This window comes from Sphingobium sp. 22B, from assembly GCF_001580035.1.
Taxonomy (GTDB): domain Bacteria; phylum Pseudomonadota; class Alphaproteobacteria; order Sphingomonadales; family Sphingomonadaceae; genus Sphingobium; species Sphingobium fuliginis.
This window is the reverse complement of record NZ_LTAB01000008.1, coordinates 64,742-84,352: the sequence shown is the minus strand read 5'-3', so window position 1 is coordinate 84,352 and position 19,611 is coordinate 64,742. Positions and strand designations below refer to the sequence as shown.

Sequence of the window (19,611 nt, the reverse complement as noted above, 5' to 3'; positions counted from 1 at the left end):
GCAGGTCTTTCACCGGAAGGAGTGTCGCATGATCCGTCTGGCCATTATTTCGCTCGTGATCGCCGCCGTGCTCGCCATATTGGGCTTCGGCGGCGCGGCGGGTGCCTTCGTGGGTATCGCGAAGTTCCTGTTCGTGCTGGCGATCGCACTGTTCGTCATCTTCCTCGTCCTTGGCCTGATGGCTGGCAAGGGGATCAAGAACGCGATAGACCGATGACCCATGACGGAGATCGGTGCTGGAGTGGATGAAACCGGGCGGCTGGTCCGCGACGAGGCGGGTTTTCTGCTCCAGCGCGATCTGGGCGGCAGTTTCCGCCTGGTGTTGCTGCGGGTACCCGTCGACCATGTGGAAAAGCGGGTGCGGGTTCAGGGCTATTATGCCGGCGACGGCATAGTGGAGGTGGAGGGGGTGGCCGCGGCCTGACGGCGCGCAGCCCACCTCCGATCAGGGATTGATCGAGTCGCGCGGATCGCCGGACGCCATGACGTCATGCGTGCTGACGAAACGGGCGCAGGCTCCGAAACCACGGTTGTTCTCCAGGGGCAGGGCGGTTTCGCAATAGGCGCATTCGGCCATCAGCCGGCCGACCATCCACTGGCTGCGGCCGCAACTGGGGCAGTGATTGGCTTCCCCCGGATGATAGTGGATGATGTAACCCCTTAAGGCCGGGTCGAAAGACTTGCCGGTCGCGAGGCTGGAAACTGGGCGCATCGTCTCTTCCTCCTCAGACATATATCTCGGCATCGACGTAAAATTCGGAAATTTCCCCCGAGCTTCACATCAGCATTGATGCAACGACGAACGTCAGAGCGAGCGACCCTTTATCATCTCTGCAAAGCCCGCTCCTTGCACCAGAACGCGGCTGCAACCCAATGTATCCCGCCCCGGAGGACCGCGTCTACAAGAAAGATTATCAAGGACCGTCCCATTTTCGCGCCTTCGCATTTGACTTGAGGCGCGCAGGCGCTATGGCGGCGCGCATCGGGACATATCCGCTTCGGCCGTGAGTTGGGGCGCATCCCGCCACCTTGCCGTCCGGTCTTTTTTCGCCGTCCGGCGAGCCTCTGGTGGAATAGCGTCATCCTGCCTGCTCCTGGCCGGGCAACTGCGAGGAGACGCACGACTCATGACCGCCATCGGACAGGACACACTCGGCACGCGCGACACTTTGAAGGTCGGCGGCAAGGACATCGCCTATTATTCGCTGAAGAAGGCGGCCGCGAAGCTTGGAGACGTTTCGCGCCTGCCTTTCTCGATGAAGGTGCTGCTGGAGAACCTGCTCCGTTTCGAGGACGGCGTCACCGTCACCACCGACGACATCCAGGCGATCGTCGACTGGCAGAATGACAAGGGCAAGGCGGAGCGGGAGATCCAGTATCGCCCCGCCCGCGTGCTGATGCAGGACTTCACCGGCGTCCCCTGCGTGGTCGACCTGGCCGCCATGCGCGACGCGATGACCGCGCTGGGCGCCGACGCCGGCAAGATCAACCCGCAGGTGCCCGTCCACCTCGTCATCGACCACTCGGTCATGGTTGACGAATTCGGCACGCCCAAGGCGTTCGAACAGAATGTGGAAATCGAATATCAGCGCAATATGGAGCGCTACGACTTCCTGAAATGGGGTTCGAAGTCGCTCGCCAACTTCTACGCCGTGCCGCCGGGCACCGGCATCTGCCATCAGGTGAATCTGGAAAATATCGCGCAGGCCGTCTGGTCGAGCGAAGGCCCCGACGGCGTCACCGTCGCCTATCCCGACACCTGCGTCGGCACCGACAGCCACACCACCATGATCAACGGCCTGGGCGTGCTGGGCTGGGGCGTGGGCGGCATCGAGGCTGAGGCCGCGATGCTGGGCCAGCCCGTCTCCATGCTCATTCCCGAAGTCGTCGGCTTCCGCTTCACCGGCGAACTGAAGGAAGGCGTCACCGCCACCGACCTTGTCCTCACCTGCACCCAGATGCTGCGCGCCCGTGGCGTGGTCGGCCGCTTCGTCGAATATTTCGGCCCCGGCCTTGCCACCCTGTCGCTGGCCGACCGCGCGACGCTCGCCAACATGGCGCCGGAATATGGCGCGACCTGCGGCTTCTTCGGCATTGACGACAAGACGCTCGACTATATGCGCCTGACCGGCCGCACCGAAGAGAATATCGCCCTGGTCGAAGCCTATGCCAAGGAGCAGGGCTTCTGGATCGATCCGTCGGTCGAACCGGTCTTCACCGACACGCTGGAACTGGACCTCGGCACCGTCGTCCCCAGCCTCGCAGGACCGAAGCGCCCGCAGGACCGCGTTTCGCTGCCGGAAGTGGACGATGTGTTCAACGCCGACATGGAAAAGGTCTACAAGAAGGCCCAGGCGCGCGTTCCGGTCGAGGGCAAGGATTTCGACATTGGCGACGGCGACGTCACCATCGCCGCGATCACCAGCTGCACCAACACCTCGAACCCCGGCGTCCTGGTCGCCGCGGGTCTCGTCGCCAAGAAGGCGAACGAACTGGGCCTGAAGCCCAAGCCCTGGGTCAAGACCTCGCTGGCGCCCGGCTCGCAGGTGGTCACCGACTATCTGGAAAAGGCAGGGCTCCAGTCGCATCTCGACGCCGTCGGCTTCAACCTCGTCGGCTATGGCTGCACCACCTGCATCGGCAACTCCGGCCCGCTGGCCGAGCCGATCAGCAAGGCGATCAACGAAAACGGCCTGGTCGCCGCCGCCGTCATCTCCGGCAACCGCAATTTCGAGGGCCGCGTGTCGCCCGACGTGCGCGCCAACTTCCTGGCCTCGCCGCCGCTGGTCGTCGCCTATGCGCTGAAGGGCACGGTGGTCGAAGACTTCATCACCACGCCGATCGGGACTGGCAAGGACGGTCAGCAGGTGTTCCTGAAGGACATCTGGCCGACCAACGATGAAGTGGCCTCGACCATGGCGGGCTGCATGGACCGCCAGATGTTCCAGGCGCGCTATGCCAATGTCTACAAGGGCGACGCCCACTGGCAGGCGATCGACGTCACCGGTTCGGACACCTATAGCTGGCGCGCCGGCTCTACCTATGTCGCCAACCCGCCCTATTTCGAGGGTCTGACCATGACCCCGAAGCCGGTCACCGACATCGTGGAGGCCAAGCCGCTGGCGATCTTCGGCGACTCGATCACCACCGACCACATCTCCCCGGCCGGTTCGATCAAGGCGACCAGCCCGGCGGGCAAGTGGCTGCAGGAGCGTCAGGTGGCGCAGGCCGACTTCAACAGCTACGGCGCGCGCCGCGGCCATCACGAGGTCATGATGCGCGGCACCTTCGCCAATATCCGCATCAAGAACCTGATGCTGGACGGTGTGGAAGGCGGCATGACCCGCTATGAAGGCGAAGTCATGCCGATCTACGACGCGGCGATGAAGCACAAGGCCGACGGCACCCCGCTGGTCGTCATCGGCGGCAAGGAATATGGCACCGGTTCGTCGCGCGACTGGGCGGCGAAGGGCACCAACCTGCTGGGCGTGCGCGCCGTCATCGTCGAGAGCTTCGAACGTATCCACCGTTCGAACCTGGTCGGCATGGGCGTGCTGCCGCTCCAGTTCAAGGACGGCCAGAACAAGGACACGTTCGGTCTGACCGGCGACGAAACCTTCACCATCCAGAATGTCGCCGGCCTGAAGCCGCGCCAGGATGTCGAAGTGATCGTGAAGCGCGCGGACGGTTCCACCTTCACCTTCACCGCGCTTTGCCGCATCGATACCGTCAACGAACTGGATTATTTCCTGAACGGCGGCATCCTCCAATATGTGCTGCGCAAGCTCGCCGCCTGACCGGCCAACGCATAAGGATGATGAAAAGGGCTCCCTCCATGAGGAGGGAGCCCTTTTCCTTTGGAGGCAAGGCCGAGATCGCAAAAGCCACGGCATGGCCGCTTTCAGGTCAATCCCCATCATCGACCGTGTCGGGCTCCTGCGCGGGCAGGGCAGGGTGCGCCCCAGGAAGAGGGCGGCAGGCGGAACGCGCGCTACCCACCCTTCATCGTCATTCACCACCTGTTCAATGGCTCCCGGCTATGCCAAGGTCATGGAAATGAAGCGGTTCAGACTGATAGCAGGCCTGGGGGCCATGGCGGTGCTTTTCGCCGCGAATCCTTCCGCTTATGCCAGCAGCCAGCGCGATGAGCAGGATGCCGCGCGCCGCGCGATGCTGGACGGGCAGGTCATGCCATTTTCCGTCATCAAGCGCCGGGTGGATGCCGCCATGGGCGGCGCCACCTATCTGGGCAGCGAATTCAACCCGTCCACCAATCGATACCGCCTGAAATATGTGAAGGACGGCAAGGTGCTATGGGTTGATGCGGACGGTCGCACGGGCGATATAATCGGCTGGGCGCGCTGACAGGCGCGCGTCGGGCATAACAACAGAAACGGGGCCATATGCGTCTGCTGATCGTCGAAGATGAACCTAGCCTCGGGCAACAGCTCCGCAACACGCTGGAAGGCGCGGGCTATGCCGTGGATCTGGCCGACGATGGCGAGGACGGGCATTTTCTGGGTGCGACCGAAAGCTATGACGCGGTCGTTCTGGATCTCGGCCTGCCCACCATCGACGGCCTTACCGTGCTGGACCGCTGGCGCAAGGAGGGACGCAGCTTCCCGGTGCTGGTGCTGACGGCGCGCGACAGCTGGTCAGACAAGGTGGCCGGGCTGGACGCGGGCGCCGACGATTATCTTGCCAAGCCTTTCCAGAGCGAGGAACTGATCGCCCGCCTGCGCGCGCTGATCCGCCGCGCATCGGGCAATGCGTCGAGCGAACTGACGGCGGGCGACGTAAGGCTGGATACGCGCTCGGGCAAGGTGACGCTGAAGGGCGAGCCGGTGAAGCTCACCGCGCAGGAATATAAGCTGCTGTCCTACCTCCTCCACCACAAGGGCAAGGTGGTGAGCCGCACCGAATTGATCGAGCATATCTACGATCAGGATTTCGACCGCGATTCCAACACGATCGAAGTGTTCGTGACCCGCATCCGCAAGAAGTTGGGCGCGGACGTCATCACGACGATCCGGGGCCTAGGCTACAGCCTGGATGAACCGGGGCGGTAATCGCTCATCTTCCGTTCGGGCTTCGGGCGAACGGAAACAAAGGCTTTTGCGTCTTTGACTGACCAGCCGCAAGTTAGCTCGACCGGATCGCTCAGCCGCCGCATGATCGGCATCGCGGCGCTGTGGATCAGCCTGCTGCTGCTGGGCGGCGGGCTGGCGCTGGATCGGGTGCTGTCCGACGCGATCACGCGCAATTTCGACGATGGCATGAACTATGTCCTGACCGCCATGATCGCGTCGGCCGAGATCGGGCCGGACGGAGAGGTGCTGTTCAACCGCGAGCCTGCCGACCAGCGTTTCCTGGAGCCCAATAGCGGCATCTACTACCAGATCAGCGGCAAGGGGCATGAGGATTGGCGGTCGCGTTCGCTGTGGGACCGGGCGCTGAAGGTCAATCCGGAGCATCATGACGACGCCCCGCACATCTACGACAGCAACCAGTTTCCGGGCGAAGACCTGCGCGTGATGGAGCGCAGCATCATCCTGCCCGGATCGGACACGCGCTGGATGTTCATGGTGGCGCAGGCGCGCGAGGGACTGGACGCGCAGATCAAGACGCTGCGATCGACCCTGTTCGAGAGCTTTGCCCTGCTGGCGCTGGGGTTGATCGTGCTGGCGACGTTGCAGACCATTTACGGGCTGCGGCCGCTGCGCAAGGTGCGGCATGAAATCGTGCGGATGCGCGCGGGCGAAAAGAACCGCGTGACCGAGCCGATGCCCGCCGAGGTGCTGCCCATGGTCGAGGAACTGAATGCCCTGCTCGCCCATAATGAGCGGCAGGCGGAGGAAGCGCGGACCCATGCGGGCAATCTCGCCCATGCACTCAAGACGCCGCTGACCGTGATCATGAACGCCGCGACCGCGCAATCGCCCGATCTGGGCGATACGGTCAGCCGGGAAGCGACGACGATGCGGCGGCAGGTCGACCACCATCTGGCGCGGGCGCGCGCGGTCGGACGGCGCGGCGCGGCGCAGAGCCGGGCGGAAGTATGGGCCAGCCTGGACGCGGTGGAAAGGGCCGTCCAGCGGCTCTATCCCGAAGTCCGCATCGACATGGATGGCGACAAGGAAGCCGCCGTGCGGGTCGAACGGCAGGACCTGGACGAGATGCTGGGCAACCTGATCGAGAACGCCGCCAAATATGGCGGGGGCAGCGTGTTCGCGACCGTAGGGCGCAAGGGGGCGATGGTCGAAATCCTGGTGGAGGATGACGGCACGGGCATTCCGCAGGCAGACCGCACGCGCATTTTCGACCGGGGCGTAAGGCTGGATTCGGGGAAGCCGGGAACAGGCCTTGGCCTCGCCATCGTGCGGGACGTCGCGGAAATCTATGGCGGGTCCGTTGCGCTGGAGGAAAGCGACGATCTGGGCGGAGTTCTGGTCCGGCTGCGGCTGCCCGCGGCCTGATGCGGCGGCATCTCTATCTTGCCTGCGGTTTCCTGTCGCTTGGGCTGGGGGCGGTCGGAGCCTTCCTGCCGCTCCTGCCGACGGTGCCGTTCATGATCCTGGCGGCCTTCTGCTTCGCGCGGTCGAGCCCGGCGCTGGAGTCGCGCCTGCTGGAGCACCGCCATTTCGGTCCGCATATCCGGCATTGGCGGGAAAAGGGCGCGATCAGCCGGCGAGGAAAGAAGGCGGCGCTGGCGGCTTTTGCTTTCAGCATGGTGCTGGCGCTCATATTTTCGCCATTTCCGTGGTTCTTGGTCCCTGCGGCGGCCGCTGCGATCGGCGGGACATGGATATGGACGCGGCCCGAAGCTTGAAGCGCGACCTTTTCTGCGCAGAAAGCGGGCAGGCCGTTTTTCTTCCCCCGTTCGCCCTGAGCCCGTCGAACCTGTCCTGAGCGCCGGCCTTGCACGCAGTCGAAGGGCGCTTCAGCTCTTCTTGAGAGAGGTCATTTCAGGAGAAAGGCGAAGGGCTTCCGACAGGCTCGGCCCGAACCGTGCTCTTGTGTCCGTCCCTGGCTCATCCGCATTCTACAGCAGCGTATCGATGCTATGGATGGCAAGTCCCACCAGCCCGCCCACCAGCGTGCCGTTGACCCGGATATATTGCAGGTCGCGGCCGACCGCATGCTCAAGCCGGCTGGTGACGGTCCCCGCATCCCATCCGCGCACCGTCTCGCTGACCAGCTTGACGATGGCATCGCCATAGGCTGCCGTCGCCCCCACGGCGGCACGCCGCACGAAGCGGTTGATAAGGAACCGTAGCCGCGCGTCCTGTTGCAAGGTCGCGCCAAGCTGATGGAGCGCTTCGCCCAGACGCCCCGCCATCGCCTTGCCGGGATCGCGCACCGCGCGCAACAGCCCGCCGCGCGCCTGTTCCCACAGGCCATCGATCCAGCGCTGCATTGCCGGATTGTCGACAACTTCGTCACGGATGCGCGCCACGCGCGCCTGCATCTCCAGATCGAATTGCAGGTCGGCGGCGAGCTTCGTCAGGCCCTCCTCGGCCTTCAGGCGCAGGCTGTGGGCCGGGTCCTGCGCCATGTCGGCCAGCAGCTTGCGCAGCCCGTCGATGATCGCATTGGACAGATTTTCGTCAAGGCCGGTCCAGCGCATTATCTTGCCCGACCGGTCATGCACCATCTGCCGGATCAAATGGTCGTTCGCCTCCAGCGTGCGATCCGCCCATAGGATGATGCCGTCCATCACCGGGGCGTGGCGCCCGTCCCGCATTGCGGCTTCCAGCGCCTGCCCGATCAGGGGGGCAAGGTTCATGGCGCGCAGGCGCTGGGCGATGGCGCCCTTCACCATGCCGCCCAGCCGTTCCTGGTCCAGCGCTTCCAATATATCGGCGGCGAGCCGGGACGCGCCCTCGCGCAGCCTGCCGTCGCCGCTGGAGGGACTCGACAGGAAGCGTCCCGCGGCGGCCGCCATGTCCAGCCGCTGCATCCGCCGCGCCACCACGGCGGGGGTAAGGAAATTGTCGCGCAGGAACAAAGCGAGCGTATCCCCGATCCGATCCTTGTTGCGCGGGATGATCGCGGTATGCGGGATCGGCAGGCCCAGCGGGTGGCGGAACAGGGCGGTGACGGCGAACCAGTCGGCCAGTCCGCCGACCATCGCCGCCTCGGCAAAGGCCTGGACGAAGCCGATGGCGGGGTGGAGGTGCGCCGTCGCCCGCGCCGCCAGGAACAGCGCCGCCATGACCAGCAGCATGCCCGTCGCCACCGTCCGCATGCGCCGCGCCGGATGGACAGGGCTGGCGACGGCGGGCCGGGGCGGAGCAAGCATCTTCATGACCAGCTAACGGTTACGCCGCCGTTTCGTTCAGGCAAGCGCTTCTTTTCCGGGGAAGGGGATGGAAGGCCGGCAACTGGCCGAAGGGCGCCCCGCCACCTTATTTTTCCAGCGCATATTGCACCGTCAGCGTCACCGAGGACCCGACCTGTCCCGGCTCCACCGGCGTCGCAGGCGCTGAGTCCGCCTTGAACCGGGCCGCTGCCATCACCGGCATGGGCGGCTGCCCGCCGCTGTTGCTCTCCGCCAGCGAGACGAGCCTTGCCGAGCGATAACCCGCCGCCTGGGCATAGAAATCGGCCTGCGCCCTGGCGGTCTTCAACGCCGCCGCCCGGGCCTGCGCCAGCATCGGCGCGGGATCGCTGATCGAGAAGCTCGGCCCGTTCACATTGGTCGCTCCGGCCTCCACCATCGTGTCGAGCAGGGTTCCCACCTTCCTGATGTCGCGCAGCTTCACCGATAGCTGGTTCGAAGCCTCATAGCCGATGAAACGCGGCCCGGCGGGCTGGCCGTCGCGGTTGCTATAGTCATATTGCGCGCTCAGATTGATGCCGCTGGTCTGGACGTCCTTCTTCGGAATGCCCGCCTTCACCAGCGCGGCGACCAGCCTGTCCATCTGCACCGCATTGTCGCGCATCGCCTGCGCGGCGGTCTGGGCGCGCGTCTGGACCCCGGTACCCACCGTCGCCATGTCGGGCGCCGCCTCCACGGTCTCGGTGACGTTCAACGTCACGACCGGCGCGGTTTCTGCGATGGTCACGCTGGTCTGCGCAGCGGCCGCGATGGGCAGAGCGGCGGCGGCAACGACAGCGGATGCCATCAGGGCGAACGTGGATTTCACAGGGCTTTCTCCTCAAGAAGCGATGCAGCGACATTGTGACGGCTGCGATGAATGGACGCTGACATGCGTTGAAAGCCGTCAGACAGCTTCCGGTTCCCCCCCCTTGCCCCAAGCGCGCCAAAGCCCTAGCTGCACGGCCATGGCGGCTCCCATTCTCTCCTTCGAAAATCTTGGCCTGTCCCAGGGCACCCATTGGCTTTTCCGCAATCTCGATATTTTCGTCGGGGATCGGGACCGGCTGGCGCTGATCGGCCGCAACGGCGCGGGAAAGACCACGCTGCTGAAACTGATCGCCGGCCAGATCGAACCGGACGAGGGCACGCGCTCCGTCCGTCCGGGCGCCCGCGTCATCATGCTGGAGCAGGACCCTGACGTTTCCGGCTTCGCCACGCTGCGCGACTTCGCGCTAGCGGGCCAGTTCGCGCCGCCCGCGCATGAGGTGGACGCCATCGCCAGCCAGCTCGGTACGGACCTCAACCGAGAGGCCGCGACCGCTTCGGGAGGCGAACGCCGCCGCGCCGCCATCGCCCGCGCCCTCGCCAGCGAACCCGATCTGCTGCTGCTGGACGAACCGACCAACCATCTCGACATCGACGCCATCGACTGGCTGGAGGGCTGGCTCGGCCGCTATAATGGCGCGTTCATCGTCATCAGCCATGACCGCGCCTTCCTGACGCGCCTCACGCGCCAGACGCTGTGGCTGGACCGTGGCGGCATCCGCCGCAACGAGATCGGCTTCGGCGGTTTCGAGCAGTGGATGGAAGCGGTCTATGCCGAGGAAACCCGCGCCGCAGAGAAGCTGGACGCCCGGCTCAAGATCGAGGCGCACTGGCTGGAACGCGGCGTCACCGCCCGGCGCAAGCGCAACCAGGGCCGCCTTGCCAAGCTCCACGAAATGCGGGCCCAGCGCGCCGCCATGGTGGGGCCGCAGGGTGTCGCGAAAATCGCCGTCGCCAGCGACGACAACAAGACGAAAAGCGTCATCACCGCTGAGCATGTCACGAAGAATTTCGGCGACCGCACCGTCATCAGGGATTTCTCGCTGCGCATCCAGCGCGGCGACCGGATCGGCATCGTCGGCGGCAATGGCGCGGGCAAGACCACGCTCCTCAAACTGCTGACCGGTGAACTCGCGCCCGACAGCGGACAGGTCCGTCAGGCCAAATCGCTCGACATGATCTTCATCGACCAGCAGCGCAGCCTGATGCAGGCCGACAGGCGCGTGCGCGACGTTCTGGCCGAAGGCGGCGACTGGATCGACGTGCGCGGCACGCGCAAGCATGTCCACGGCTATCTGAAGGAATTCCTCTTCGACCCCTCGCTGGCGGAGGCGCGCGTCGGCACCCTGTCGGGCGGCGAGCGCTCACGGCTGCTGTTCGCCCGCGAATTCGCCCGCGAATCGAACCTGCTGGTGCTGGACGAGCCGACCAACGACCTGGACCTCGAAACGCTCGACCTGCTTCAGGAAGTCATTGCCGATTATGAGGGCACCGTCCTGATCGTCAGCCACGACCGCGACTTCCTCGACCGCACGGTGACGGTCACGCTTGGCCTCGACGGCTCCGGCACCGTCGACGTGATCGTCGGCGGCTATGCGGATTGGGTCGCCAAGCGCCAGCCGAGGAACGCGCCCAGGCAAGAGAAGAAGGCTGCGGCGCCGCCCCCGCCGAAAAGCGCGTCGACCAAGCTCAGCTACAAGGACCAGCGCGATTTCGACCTGCTGCCCAAGCGGATAGAGGAGATGGAGGCGGCCATTGCCCGCAATGAGGAAGCGCTGGCCGATCCCGATCTCTACAGCCGCGATCCCGGCAGGTTCGACCTGCTCAGCAAGGCGATCGAAAAGGCTCGCGCCGAAAAGGAAGCCGCGGAGGAACGCTGGCTGGAACTGGCGGAAAAGGCGGAAGGGCTGGGTGCCTAGAATGCCTTGCGCCATCCTCCTCATCTGGTAGCCAGATAGCGGAAAAGGGGACAGGCGCATGGAACAATCCGCGACGATGCAGGACAATGACATGATCGACGGCCATCATGCGGTCCATTATGTCAACCGCGTCGGCTGGCTGCGCGCGGCCGTTCTGGGCGCCAATGACGGCATCGTCTCCACCGCCAGCCTGCTCACCGGCATCGCTGCGTCGGGGGCGTCGCGGGATACCATCCTTCTGTCGGGCATCGCCGCGCTGGTGGCGGGCGCCATGTCGATGGCCGCGGGCGAATATGTGTCCGTCAGCGCCCAGTCCGATACGGAGCGCGCCGATCTGGCCAAGGAAAAGAAGGCGCTCGCCCAACAGCCCCATGTGGAATGGGAGGAATTGCGCGACATCTACGTCGATCGCGGCCTGACGGCTGACCTCGCGGGCCAGGTGGCGACGCAGTTGATGAATGTCGACGCGCTCGCCGCCCATGCGCGGGACGAACTGGGCATTTCCGACATCAGCACCGCGCGGCCCGTCCAGGCGGCGCTGACCTCCGCCGCGACCTTCTCCGCAGGCGCGGTCGCCCCTGTGCTGGCCGCCGTCGCCAATCCGTCGCACGCCATAGCGGCCGTCGCCGTCACGTCGCTGCTGTGCCTTGCGGTGCTTGGCTATGTCGGCGCCCGCCTGGGTGGCGGCGGGGTAGCGCGGGCGGTGGCTCGCGTCGTCTTCTGGGGCGTTTTCGCGATGCTTGCGACCTCCGGGGTAGGCAAGCTCTTCGGCGCCGCCATATGATGGGGGAAGCCGTCCATTCGCAAGGAGAGCATGCCATGATCCAGCAAATCCCGCTCAAGACCATCAAGGGCGCCGACGCCAGCCTGGCCGACTATGCGGGCAAGGTGGTTCTGGTGGTCAACGTCGCCTCCCGATGCGGCCTGACCCCGCAATATGAGGGGCTGGAAAAGCTCTATCGCGACTATAGGGACAAGGGGCTGGTCGTCGCCGGCTTCCCCGCCAACGACTTCGGTGCGCAGGAACCGGGCAGCAATGAAGAGATCGCGACCTTCTGCACGACCAATTTCGGCGTGGATTTCCCGATGTTCGAGAAGATCGTCGTCACCGGGCCGGAAAAGCACCCGCTCTACGCAGCGCTGACCGGCGCGCAGCCGAGTTCGCAGGGGGAGGGGGCCGAGTTCCGCGAAAAGCTGATCGGCTATGGCATCACGCCCAATCCCGAACCCGAAGTGCTCTGGAATTTCGAGAAGTTCCTGATCGCGAAGGATGGCAGCGTGGCCGCCCGCTTCGCACCCTCGACCGCGCCCGACGATGCCGGGCTGATCGCGGCCATAGAGGCGGAACTGGCGAAATAGCGCCCAGCGCCGCCCCATGAACCAGACGCTGCTGCCGCAAATCGGCCCGGTGCTGGAGACGCTCGGCATCGTCGGCACCTTCGTCTTCGCCGCGTCCGGGGCGCTGGCGGCCGCGCGCCTGCGCCAGACGCTCGTCACCTTCGCCTTCTTCGCGCTGGTGACGGGGGTAGGCGGCGGGACTGTCCGAGACCTGCTGATCGGCGCGCCGGTCTTCTGGGTCCGCGACGCCGTGCCCGCCATCGCCTGCATGATGGCGGCGCTGCTCGTCTGGTTCACCCCACGCCGTTTGTGGAGCGACAGCGCTCTCGACTGGCTGGATGCGGTGGGGCTCGCCGCCTTCGCCGTCTATGGCGCGGCCAAGGCGATGAGCTATGGCGTGCCGCCGCTGGTGGCGGCGATGATGGGCGTCGTCACCGGCTGCGTCGGCGGCATCATGCGCGACCTGCTGGCGGGGGAGCCGTCCATATTGTTGCGGCCGGAACTGTACGTGACGGCGGCGGCGCTCGCGGCGGGCCTGTTCGTCGTCCTGCGCTGGATCGGGCTGGACGTCCCCGTCGCGGGCGTCATCGCCGCGCTGCTCGGTTTCCTGCTGCGGGCCGTCGCGATGCGAAAAGGGCTCGGGCTGCCGCACTACCAGACGGAAGACTGAACCGGCGTCCGCGGATAGCGTCCGCCGTCACCCATGCGCCTTTTTCCGCCGGGTTTCCCAACCCTTTCTGGCGGCGGCGGACCGATCGGCGGCCGGACGCCGGGCCGACGCCGCGCCGCCCTTCTTCCCGCCCTTGCGCGAGGAGGCATGGCTGTCCGGCTTGCCCCGGCCGGAGCCGGATTTGTTGCCGCCGCCCGATTCCTTGTTGACGGTCGCCCAGGCGCGCCGTTCCGCTTCCTTGCGGGACACGCCGCGATCCTCATAACCCTGCTCGATATGCTCCGCCTTGCGCTTCTGCTTGTCGGTGTAGCTGCTCTTGTCGCCCTGGGGCATGATCGTCTCCTTTTCCTTGCATTCCAGGCTAACGATCGAACCGGCGGGCCGTTCACATCGCTGCACAGGCGTTACGACGCGGGAACCGAACGACGGGGGGAACAGGGCGGTCCGGCCCGCGTTCACCAGCGCATGGAGCAGCGCATTCTTCTCGAACGGCTGGCGCGGCATCTGGCCGCCGGCAATCCCGACCTGGGTCCGGATCGCTGGCAGGAACAGGTGGAAACCGCGGCAGGCCTGCTCGCCATCATCAAGGACCCCGACGATGCCATGCGGCAGGCGGGTGACGAACGGGTCTGGCAGGCGATGATCGACGCCGCGCTGCGCCAGCGCTGGGCCGTCGCCTCCGCGCCGTCCGTGGAACCGCCGGGCGGCACCGACGAGGAAGGCGACATCCCGCTGACGCCGGACACCGTCAGCGGCAACCGGGCCGAATGGGTCCATCTGCACCGAACACAGGAGAAGCCGAAATGAAGGGGTTGTTGAAACTCGCATTCCTCACCGGACTGGGCGCCGTGGCGTGGAGGGGATGGAAGGAGTGGCAGGCGCAGCGCGACGCGGGCGACTATCGCAGGACTGGCTTCTCCTCCGGCCCGGTGCGCGATGCCGGGCCGGACGAGCAGCATATCGACGCGCGCGACTGGGACATGGTGGACGAGCAGGTCGATGAAAGCTTCCCCGCCAGCGACCCGCCGGGCAATTATCGCGGGCTGCATTGAGCCGCCGGCGCGCCCCCTTATCGATCCGATCGCTTCCCAATCCATTGCACCGCTTGTGCCCCGCCTCTATTGAGGCGGCTGCCGGTCCCATGCCGGGGCCAACAGGGGAATAACATCAATGCCTTCGGGTCTGATCGCGCTGCTCGACGACGTGGCGGGGATTGCCAAGCTTACCGCCAGTTCGCTGGACGATGTCGCCGCCGCCGCGGGCAAGGCGGGCTCGAAGGCGGCCGGGGTCGTGATCGACGACACCGCCGTCACGCCGCGCTATGTCATGGGCCTGACACCGGACCGCGAACTCCCCATCATCTGGAAGATCGCCAAGGGATCGCTGCGCAACAAGCTGCTGTTCCTGCTCCCCGCCGCGCTGGTTCTGAGCGCCCTCGCGCCCTGGCTTCTGCCCCCCTTGCTGATGCTGGGCGGCGCTTTTCTCTGTTTCGAAGCCGCCGAAAAGCTGCTGGAGGCAGTGCAGGGCGGCCATGATCTGGCGGAGGAGGCGCTGGAAACGCACAGTTCGAAGGAACTGGAGGACCAGAAGGTCTCCGGCGCGATCCGCACCGACTTCATCCTCTCGGGCGAGATCATGGCGATCGCGCTCGGCACCGTGGCGGCGGAACCGATCTGGGAGCAGGCGATCGTCCTGATCGTCGTCGCCTTCCTGATCACCGCCGGCGTCTATGGCGTCGTCGGCTTCATCGTGAAGATGGACGATATCGGCCTGCATCTGGCGGAGCGGCGTTCGGCCGGCGCACGGGTGATGGGCCGGGCGATGGTGAAGGCCATGCCGGTGCTGATGCGGATATTGGGCGTCGTCGGCACGGCGGCCATGCTCTGGGTCGGCGGGGGCCTGATCGTCCACGGGCTGCACGAATTTCACTGGGATCTCATCCCCGGCGCCATCCATCATGTCGCGGAAGCCGCGGGCCGGGGGCTGCCCGCCATCGCGCCGGCGGTGGAATGGGTCGTGAACGCGGCGGGCGCGGCTATCGTCGGGCTGGTCGTCGGCGGCATCGTCGTGGCGGTGCTGCACCTCTTCAAAAAGCACTGATCGATGCGTTCACCCTGGCGTTTGGAGGCCGGGGCGCTGACCGCGCTCGCGCTGCCGATGATCGCGGGCAATATCGCCTGGGCCGGCATCGCGGCGACCGACCTGCTGCTGCTGGGCCGGCTCGGCGCGGGCGCGGTGGCTTCGGGGGCGCTGGCGATCAACCTGTTCAACGCGCTGCTGATCTTCGGCATGGGGCTTGTCACCGCCGCCGCGCCGCTGATCGCCACGGAGCGGGGGCGTCGGCGGCATTCGGTGCGCGACGTCAGGCGGACGGTGCACCAGACACTGCGCGCGGCGACCCTGTTCGTACTGCCCGCCTGGGCGCTGCTCTGGGAAAGCGAATCCATCCTGCTGCTGATGGGGCAGGAGGCGGACCTGGCGGCGCAGGCGGGCGAACTGATGCGCGGCCTGCAATGGGCGCTGCTGCCCTTTCTGGGCTTCACCACGCTGCGCAACTTCATTTCCGCGCTGGAACGGCCGGTCTGGGGCCTGATCATCATGGTCTGCGCCATCCCGTTCAACCTGCTGGCGGGCTGGACCCTGATCTTCGGGCATCTGGGTTTTCCCGCGCTGGGGATTTTCGGCGCGGGCATCGCCAGCACGCTGTCCTCTTCCTTCCTGTTCCTCGGGCTGCTGTCGGTCATCCTGATCGACCGGCGGTTCCGCCGCTATCGTCTGCTGGGACGATTCTGGACCCGTGATCGCGAACGGCACCGGGCCGTATGGGCGCTGGGCCTGCCGATCGCGATCACCCTGGGGCTGGAAACCACCGTGTTCAACGCCTCCGCCTTCCTGATGGGGCTGATCGACCGCGACTCGCTGGCGGCGCACGCCGTCGCGATCCAGATCGCCGCGCTCGTCTTCATGGTGCCGATGGGCATCGGCCAGGCGGCGACCGTGCGCGTGGGCCTCGCCTATGGAAAGGGCGATCTGGCGGCGGTCGGCCGTGCGGGCTGGCTGGCGCTGGCGATCGGGACCGGATTCGCGCTGATCGCCGCGACGATGCTCATCGCCTTTCCGCGCATGCTGATCTCCGCTTTCCTGAACCTTGCCGATCCCGCCAATGCGCGGACCGCGATGCTGGCGGTCGGTTTCCTGGGCGTCGCGGCGCTGTTCCAGTTGGTGGACGCCGCGCAGGCGGTGGGGGCAGGGGTATTGAGGGGCATACAGGATACCCGCGTGCCGATGATCTTCGCCCTGATCGGCTATTGGGTGATCGGCATCGGAATCGGCATCGTCCTGGCCTTTCCGCTGGGGTTGCAGGGCCTTGGCATCTGGCTGGGACTCGCGAGCGGGCTGGGCGTCGTCGCGCTGCTGCTGGTGGCGCGCTGGGCCTTGCGTGAGCGGCTGCATCTTCTATCGCGCAGGCGAAACGCCTGAATCCATTTGTCGCGGGCATGGGCCGGGTTGCGTCGCCGTGCGATGGTGCGACGCACAAAGCAATTGAACCGGCGCGTCAAATCGGTAATGAAAAACGCATTATGAACGCTCCTACCATGTTCTTCGAGGCGATAGCGCTTCAGAAATGTCTGATGGCGACCTACAACAAGATGGTCGTGAAGCTCGCGCCGCACATCCTCTACACGCGCCATGACGAAATGTTCATCGACGCAGTGACGATAGAGCGCGACGGCCGCCCGCCGCGGGAGCTGAAGCTCGGCACCTTCAAGCTGGCGGGACTGAACGACGTCAGCCTGGTCGATGAAAAGTTCGAGGCGATGCACGGCCTCTATGATCAGGGCGACAGCAAATATAAGGGCGTGACCCTGTTCGCGGTCGAGCCGGAGAGCGCGGCAGCCTGAAGCCGCATTGCCGGTTGAAGAGGAAAAAGGGGCGGTCCTGCGGGGCCGCCCCTTTTCGTTCATGGTCACGCCGTGGAGATTGCAGCGCCATCTGCTCCTGCAAGGACAGGAACTCGCGTCAACCCGCGCCGTGGAAGCTTCATCGCAAAGGGGCTCTCACCGCCGATGCTTGCCCCGCTTCGATCCGATGTGCCGGATATTGGTCGGCCGCCCGCGCCTGACGCTGCCGGGCCGCACGCGGTCCTTCTTGAAGCTCGGCCGCTGGGGCAGGGCGTCGGGCAGTTCGAAGCGCAACGAGCCGTTGATCGGGTCCGCTTCGGCCAGCCGCAATTGCAGCCGCTGCCCGACCGTATAGCGGTCCCCGCTCTCCACGCCTTCCAGCGCCCGCCCGGCTTCGTCGAAGAAGAAACGCTCGTCGCCCAGCGTCGACACCGGCACCAGCCCGTCGCCGCCCAGCCCCTCGATCGTGGCGAAGAAGCCGAAGCTCTGCACCCCGGTGATCCGCGCCTCCACCAGATCGCCCACATGCGCCGCCAGGAACGCCGCGACATAGCGGTCGATGGTCTCCCGCTCCGCCTCCATGGCGCGGCGCTCATGCTGGCTGATCATCTCGCCCACGCGGCCCATATTCTCCATATCCTCGCCGCTCAGCGAAGACCGGTCGGGAATATCCCCCTTGGGCGCGGGCAGTTCCAGCCCATAGGCGCCCACCAGCGCCCGATGCACCAGCAGGTCCGCATAGCGCCGGATCGGCGACGTGAAATGCGCGTAGGACCCCAGCGCCAGCCCGAAATGCCCCATATTGGACGGCGCATAATAGGCCTGCGTCTGGCTGCGCAGGATCTGCTCCATGATCTGGGGCTTCTCCTCCGCTTCCCCGATCCGGGCGATCAGCCGGTTGAAGGTGGCGGGCTTCACCACCTGCCCCAGGGCGAATTCGATGTCGAAGGTCGCCAGATAATCCTTCAGCGCCACCAGCTTGTCCCGACTCGGCGGCTCATGGACACGGTACATGACCGGCGCCTTCTTGGCCTCCAGCGCCTTTGCCGCCGCGACATTGGCGGCGATCATATAATCCTCGATCAGCATATGCGCGTCCAGCCGCTCGCGCACCGCCACGCTGACGATCTTGCCATATTCGTCCAGCACCACCCGCCGCTCCGGCAGGTCCAGCGCCAGCGGCTCCCGCTTGTCCCGCGCCTTGCGCAGCAGCGCCCAGCAGGCCCAGAGGGGCTTCAATGCCGGTTCCAACAGGTCAAGGGGCTTTTCGCCGTCGATCGCCGCCTGCGCATCCTCATAGGCCAGCACCGCCGCTACCCGGATCACCGCGCGGGAAAAGCGCCAGCTCTTCACCTTGCCCGCCGCATCCAGCACGAGGTGACAGGCCATGGCCGCACGATCCTCGCCCGCCCGCAGCGAACACATGTCGGACGAAAGCTGGTGGGGCAGCATCGGCACGACCAGATCGGGGAAATAGACGCTGTTCCCGCGCTTCCTCGCCTCGCGGTCCAGCGCGCTGCCCGGACGCACATAATAGCTGACGTCCGCGATCGCGACGATCGCCTTGTAGCCGCCCTCATTGGCCGGATCATCATCCGGCGCGGCCCAGACCGCATCGTCATGGTCCCGCGCATCGACCGGATCGATGGCGACGATGGGCAGGTGCCGCAAATCCTCCCGCTTCTCCTCATGCAAGGCGAGGCTGGAAGCCGTCACCGCCTCCTCCTCGACCCGCTCGGAAAAGACGTGGGGAATGCCATGCTTGTGGATGGCGATCAGGCTGAAACTGCGCGGCGCGAAGGGATCGCCCAATATGTCCGTCACCCGCGCCGTGATCCGGGGCGGGCGCCCCACCGGCTCGGCCAGCACCAGATCGCCCTTCTTCGCCGTGCCGGCGTCCGAAATCGGGGTATCCCGCCGGATGCGCTTGTCGACCGGCCGCAGCCACAGCTTGCCGCCATCCGCTTCCTCGACCACGCCCAGCAATTCCTCGCTCGCCTTGGCAAGCTTCTTCATCGGATGCGCGACCCAGCCGCGCCCCGCTTCCTCCGTCCGCGCCAATATGCGGTCGCCAATCGTCAGCGCGCCGCGCTTGCCCCGCTCCATGACGCGCAGCCGGGGTGCGGGCTGCCCCTCCGCCTCCCAGCGTTCCGGCGTGGCGATCAGGGTGGTGTCGTCGACATCCACGATCCGCAGCACCGTGACCTTGGGCACGCCGCCCATCTTGTGGAAGGCCCGCGCTGGGCCGATGTCGATCAGCCCTTCGTCCGCCATGTCCTTGAGCAGCGCCTTGAGCGCGATCTTCTCCTGCCCCTTGAGACCGAAGGCCTTCGCGATCTCCCGCTTTCCGGCCGGCTGGTCGGACGTGGCGATGAAATCCATCACCTGCTCGCGCGTCGGGAAACCTGCGGGCCGCACCTTGGTCCGGGTGGAGTCGGATTTCTTCTTCTTTTCGGTGGATGCCATGGACCAGCTATAGGGAGAGGGGCTCCCCCGCGCCAGTGTTCCATGGCGAAGGGTTGATGCGAAAAGATAGCGGCTGCGGGGAAGGGCCTTTGTGGCGTCTGGGCTGGGTGAATAAGCGGACACCCATTTTATCCCTCTCCCTCGAGGGAGAGGGCTGCGCAGACTTGG

The 19,611-nt window shown here is 66.0% G+C and carries 21 protein-coding genes; 16 read left to right on the top strand and 5 right to left on the bottom strand.

All coding sequences use genetic code 11. The features are described 5' to 3' along the window. Positions 1–28 precede the first annotated feature (28 nt). Both A0J57_RS09595 and A0J57_RS09590 read left to right on the top strand, forming a co-directional pair. On the top strand, positions 29–217 hold the full coding sequence (locus tag A0J57_RS09595) for a DUF1328 domain-containing protein (RefSeq protein WP_025551823.1): 189 nt from the start codon (positions 29–31) through the stop codon (positions 215–217). Positions 218–220: 3 nt separating this feature from the next. Next, the gene (locus A0J57_RS09590; RefSeq protein ID WP_044662521.1) at positions 221–424 is read left to right on the top strand and encodes a DUF5818 domain-containing protein; all 204 of its coding nucleotides are present in this window, start codon (positions 221–223) and stop codon (positions 422–424) included. A 21-nt stretch (positions 425–445) separates the two neighbouring features. On the opposite strand, the gene A0J57_RS09585 is transcribed toward A0J57_RS09590, so the two are convergent. Further along, on the bottom strand, positions 446–712 hold the full coding sequence (locus A0J57_RS09585; protein ID WP_044662520.1) for a hypothetical protein: 267 nt from the start codon (positions 710–712) through the stop codon (positions 446–448). 415 nt (positions 713–1,127) lie between these two features. Between A0J57_RS09585 and acnA the strand changes: the two genes are divergently transcribed. From acnA to A0J57_RS09560, 5 genes are all read left to right on the top strand, one after another. Then, on the top strand, positions 1,128–3,797 hold the full coding sequence (gene acnA / locus A0J57_RS09580; RefSeq protein WP_025551821.1) for an aconitate hydratase AcnA: 2,670 nt from the start codon (positions 1,128–1,130) through the stop codon (positions 3,795–3,797). A gap of 229 nt (positions 3,798–4,026) precedes the next feature. Beyond that, the gene (locus A0J57_RS09575) at positions 4,027–4,365 is read left to right on the top strand and encodes a hypothetical protein (protein WP_025551820.1); all 339 of its coding nucleotides are present in this window, start codon (positions 4,027–4,029) and stop codon (positions 4,363–4,365) included. Between the two features lie 38 nt (positions 4,366–4,403). Beyond that, positions 4,404–5,069 (top strand): response regulator transcription factor, encoded by a 666-nt coding sequence (locus tag A0J57_RS09570; RefSeq protein WP_044662519.1) that lies wholly within the window; start codon positions 4,404–4,406, stop codon positions 5,067–5,069. Positions 5,070–5,171: 102 nt separating this feature from the next. Further along, the gene (locus A0J57_RS09565) at positions 5,172–6,476 is read left to right on the top strand and encodes a HAMP domain-containing sensor histidine kinase (RefSeq protein WP_061935298.1); all 1,305 of its coding nucleotides are present in this window, start codon (positions 5,172–5,174) and stop codon (positions 6,474–6,476) included. Beyond that, a complete protein-coding gene (locus tag A0J57_RS09560; RefSeq protein ID WP_025551412.1) occupies positions 6,476–6,829 on the top strand; it encodes a YbaN family protein in 354 nt (117 codons plus the stop codon). Before A0J57_RS09565 ends, A0J57_RS09560 begins: the two co-directional genes overlap by 1 nt. 213 nt (positions 6,830–7,042) lie before the next feature. Here A0J57_RS09560 and A0J57_RS09555 read toward each other — a convergent pair whose 3' ends face one another. After that, positions 7,043–8,308: a DUF445 domain-containing protein gene (locus A0J57_RS09555; protein WP_044662516.1), complete on the bottom strand. Its 1,266-nt coding sequence runs from the start codon at positions 8,306–8,308 to the stop codon at positions 7,043–7,045. Positions 8,309–8,408: 100 nt separating this feature from the next. Further along, positions 8,409–9,149: an SIMPL domain-containing protein gene (locus A0J57_RS09550; RefSeq protein ID WP_061935295.1), complete on the bottom strand. Its 741-nt coding sequence runs from the start codon at positions 9,147–9,149 to the stop codon at positions 8,409–8,411. Between the two features lie 139 nt (positions 9,150–9,288). On the opposite strand from A0J57_RS09550, the gene A0J57_RS09545 reads away from it, so the two are divergent. From A0J57_RS09545 to A0J57_RS09530, 4 genes are read left to right on the top strand one after another with little or no spacing between them, the layout of a single operon-like run. Then, positions 9,289–11,067 (top strand): ABC-F family ATP-binding cassette domain-containing protein, encoded by a 1,779-nt coding sequence (locus A0J57_RS09545; RefSeq protein ID WP_061935292.1) that lies wholly within the window; start codon positions 9,289–9,291, stop codon positions 11,065–11,067. A 58-nt stretch (positions 11,068–11,125) separates the two neighbouring features. Continuing rightward, entirely contained in the window at positions 11,126–11,851 is a 726-nt protein-coding gene (locus A0J57_RS09540; RefSeq protein ID WP_044662513.1) for a VIT family protein, read from the top strand. Between the two features lie 35 nt (positions 11,852–11,886). Beyond that, complete coding sequence (locus tag A0J57_RS09535; protein WP_044662512.1) at positions 11,887–12,426, top strand: glutathione peroxidase; 540 nt, start codon at positions 11,887–11,889, stop codon at positions 12,424–12,426. A 16-nt stretch (positions 12,427–12,442) separates the two neighbouring features. Beyond that, the gene (locus tag A0J57_RS09530; RefSeq protein ID WP_044662511.1) at positions 12,443–13,075 is read left to right on the top strand and encodes a trimeric intracellular cation channel family protein; all 633 of its coding nucleotides are present in this window, start codon (positions 12,443–12,445) and stop codon (positions 13,073–13,075) included. 27 nt (positions 13,076–13,102) lie between these two features. Here A0J57_RS09530 and A0J57_RS09525 read toward each other — a convergent pair whose 3' ends face one another. Next, positions 13,103–13,408 carry a hypothetical protein gene (locus tag A0J57_RS09525; RefSeq protein ID WP_048578772.1) on the bottom strand — a complete coding sequence of 102 codons (306 nt, stop codon included), beginning with the start codon at positions 13,406–13,408 and terminating at the stop codon, positions 13,103–13,105. A gap of 132 nt (positions 13,409–13,540) precedes the next feature. Between A0J57_RS09525 and A0J57_RS09520 the strand changes: the two genes are divergently transcribed. The 5 genes from A0J57_RS09520 (at position 13,541) to A0J57_RS09500 (ending at position 16,977) form a co-directional block, all read left to right on the top strand. Next, complete coding sequence (locus A0J57_RS09520) at positions 13,541–13,882, top strand: hypothetical protein (protein ID WP_048578038.1); 342 nt, start codon at positions 13,541–13,543, stop codon at positions 13,880–13,882. Continuing rightward, positions 13,879–14,127 carry a hypothetical protein gene (locus A0J57_RS09515; protein ID WP_061935289.1) on the top strand — a complete coding sequence of 83 codons (249 nt, stop codon included), beginning with the start codon at positions 13,879–13,881 and terminating at the stop codon, positions 14,125–14,127. Before A0J57_RS09520 ends, A0J57_RS09515 begins: the two co-directional genes overlap by 4 nt. A gap of 118 nt (positions 14,128–14,245) precedes the next feature. Further along, positions 14,246–15,175, top strand: a complete 930-nt coding sequence (locus A0J57_RS09510) for a DUF808 domain-containing protein (RefSeq protein ID WP_061935287.1) — start codon at positions 14,246–14,248, stop codon at positions 15,173–15,175. A 3-nt stretch (positions 15,176–15,178) separates the two neighbouring features. Beyond that, a complete protein-coding gene (locus A0J57_RS09505; RefSeq protein WP_025551397.1) occupies positions 15,179–16,555 on the top strand; it encodes an MATE family efflux transporter in 1,377 nt (458 codons plus the stop codon). A gap of 101 nt (positions 16,556–16,656) precedes the next feature. Next, positions 16,657–16,977 (top strand): hypothetical protein, encoded by a 321-nt coding sequence (locus A0J57_RS09500; protein WP_025551395.1) that lies wholly within the window; start codon positions 16,657–16,659, stop codon positions 16,975–16,977. A 156-nt stretch (positions 16,978–17,133) separates the two neighbouring features. Here the strand turns inward: A0J57_RS09500 and rnr are convergent, their stop codons facing one another. Further along, entirely contained in the window at positions 17,134–19,443 is a 2,310-nt protein-coding gene (gene rnr, locus A0J57_RS09495; RefSeq protein ID WP_061935284.1) for a ribonuclease R, read from the bottom strand. Positions 19,444–19,611 lie beyond the last annotated feature (168 nt).

Coding starts and splice junctions, on each gene's coding strand:
- A0J57_RS09595 (WP_025551823.1), top strand. CDS start 29: ATGATCCGTCTGGCCATTATTTCGCTCGTGATCGCCGCCGTGCTCGCC.
- A0J57_RS09590 (WP_044662521.1), top strand. CDS start 221: ATGACGGAGATCGGTGCTGGAGTGGATGAAACCGGGCGGCTGGTCCGC.
- A0J57_RS09585 (WP_044662520.1), bottom strand. CDS start 712: ATGCGCCCAGTTTCCAGCCTCGCGACCGGCAAGTCTTTCGACCCGGCC.
- acnA (WP_025551821.1), top strand. CDS start 1,128: ATGACCGCCATCGGACAGGACACACTCGGCACGCGCGACACTTTGAAG.
- A0J57_RS09575 (WP_025551820.1), top strand. CDS start 4,027: ATGGCTCCCGGCTATGCCAAGGTCATGGAAATGAAGCGGTTCAGACTG.
- A0J57_RS09570 (WP_044662519.1), top strand. CDS start 4,404: ATGCGTCTGCTGATCGTCGAAGATGAACCTAGCCTCGGGCAACAGCTC.
- A0J57_RS09565 (WP_061935298.1), top strand. CDS start 5,172: ATGATCGGCATCGCGGCGCTGTGGATCAGCCTGCTGCTGCTGGGCGGC.
- A0J57_RS09560 (WP_025551412.1), top strand. CDS start 6,476: ATGCGGCGGCATCTCTATCTTGCCTGCGGTTTCCTGTCGCTTGGGCTG.
- A0J57_RS09555 (WP_044662516.1), bottom strand. CDS start 8,308: ATGAAGATGCTTGCTCCGCCCCGGCCCGCCGTCGCCAGCCCTGTCCAT.
- A0J57_RS09545 (WP_061935292.1), top strand. CDS start 9,289: ATGGCGGCTCCCATTCTCTCCTTCGAAAATCTTGGCCTGTCCCAGGGC.
- A0J57_RS09540 (WP_044662513.1), top strand. CDS start 11,126: ATGGAACAATCCGCGACGATGCAGGACAATGACATGATCGACGGCCAT.
- A0J57_RS09535 (WP_044662512.1), top strand. CDS start 11,887: ATGATCCAGCAAATCCCGCTCAAGACCATCAAGGGCGCCGACGCCAGC.
- A0J57_RS09530 (WP_044662511.1), top strand. CDS start 12,443: ATGAACCAGACGCTGCTGCCGCAAATCGGCCCGGTGCTGGAGACGCTC.
- A0J57_RS09525 (WP_048578772.1), bottom strand. CDS start 13,408: ATGCCCCAGGGCGACAAGAGCAGCTACACCGACAAGCAGAAGCGCAAG.
- A0J57_RS09520 (WP_048578038.1), top strand. CDS start 13,541: ATGGAGCAGCGCATTCTTCTCGAACGGCTGGCGCGGCATCTGGCCGCC.
- A0J57_RS09515 (WP_061935289.1), top strand. CDS start 13,879: ATGAAGGGGTTGTTGAAACTCGCATTCCTCACCGGACTGGGCGCCGTG.
- A0J57_RS09510 (WP_061935287.1), top strand. CDS start 14,246: ATGCCTTCGGGTCTGATCGCGCTGCTCGACGACGTGGCGGGGATTGCC.
- A0J57_RS09505 (WP_025551397.1), top strand. CDS start 15,179: ATGCGTTCACCCTGGCGTTTGGAGGCCGGGGCGCTGACCGCGCTCGCG.
- A0J57_RS09500 (WP_025551395.1), top strand. CDS start 16,657: ATGAACGCTCCTACCATGTTCTTCGAGGCGATAGCGCTTCAGAAATGT.
- rnr (WP_061935284.1), bottom strand. CDS start 19,443: ATGGCATCCACCGAAAAGAAGAAGAAATCCGACTCCACCCGGACCAAG.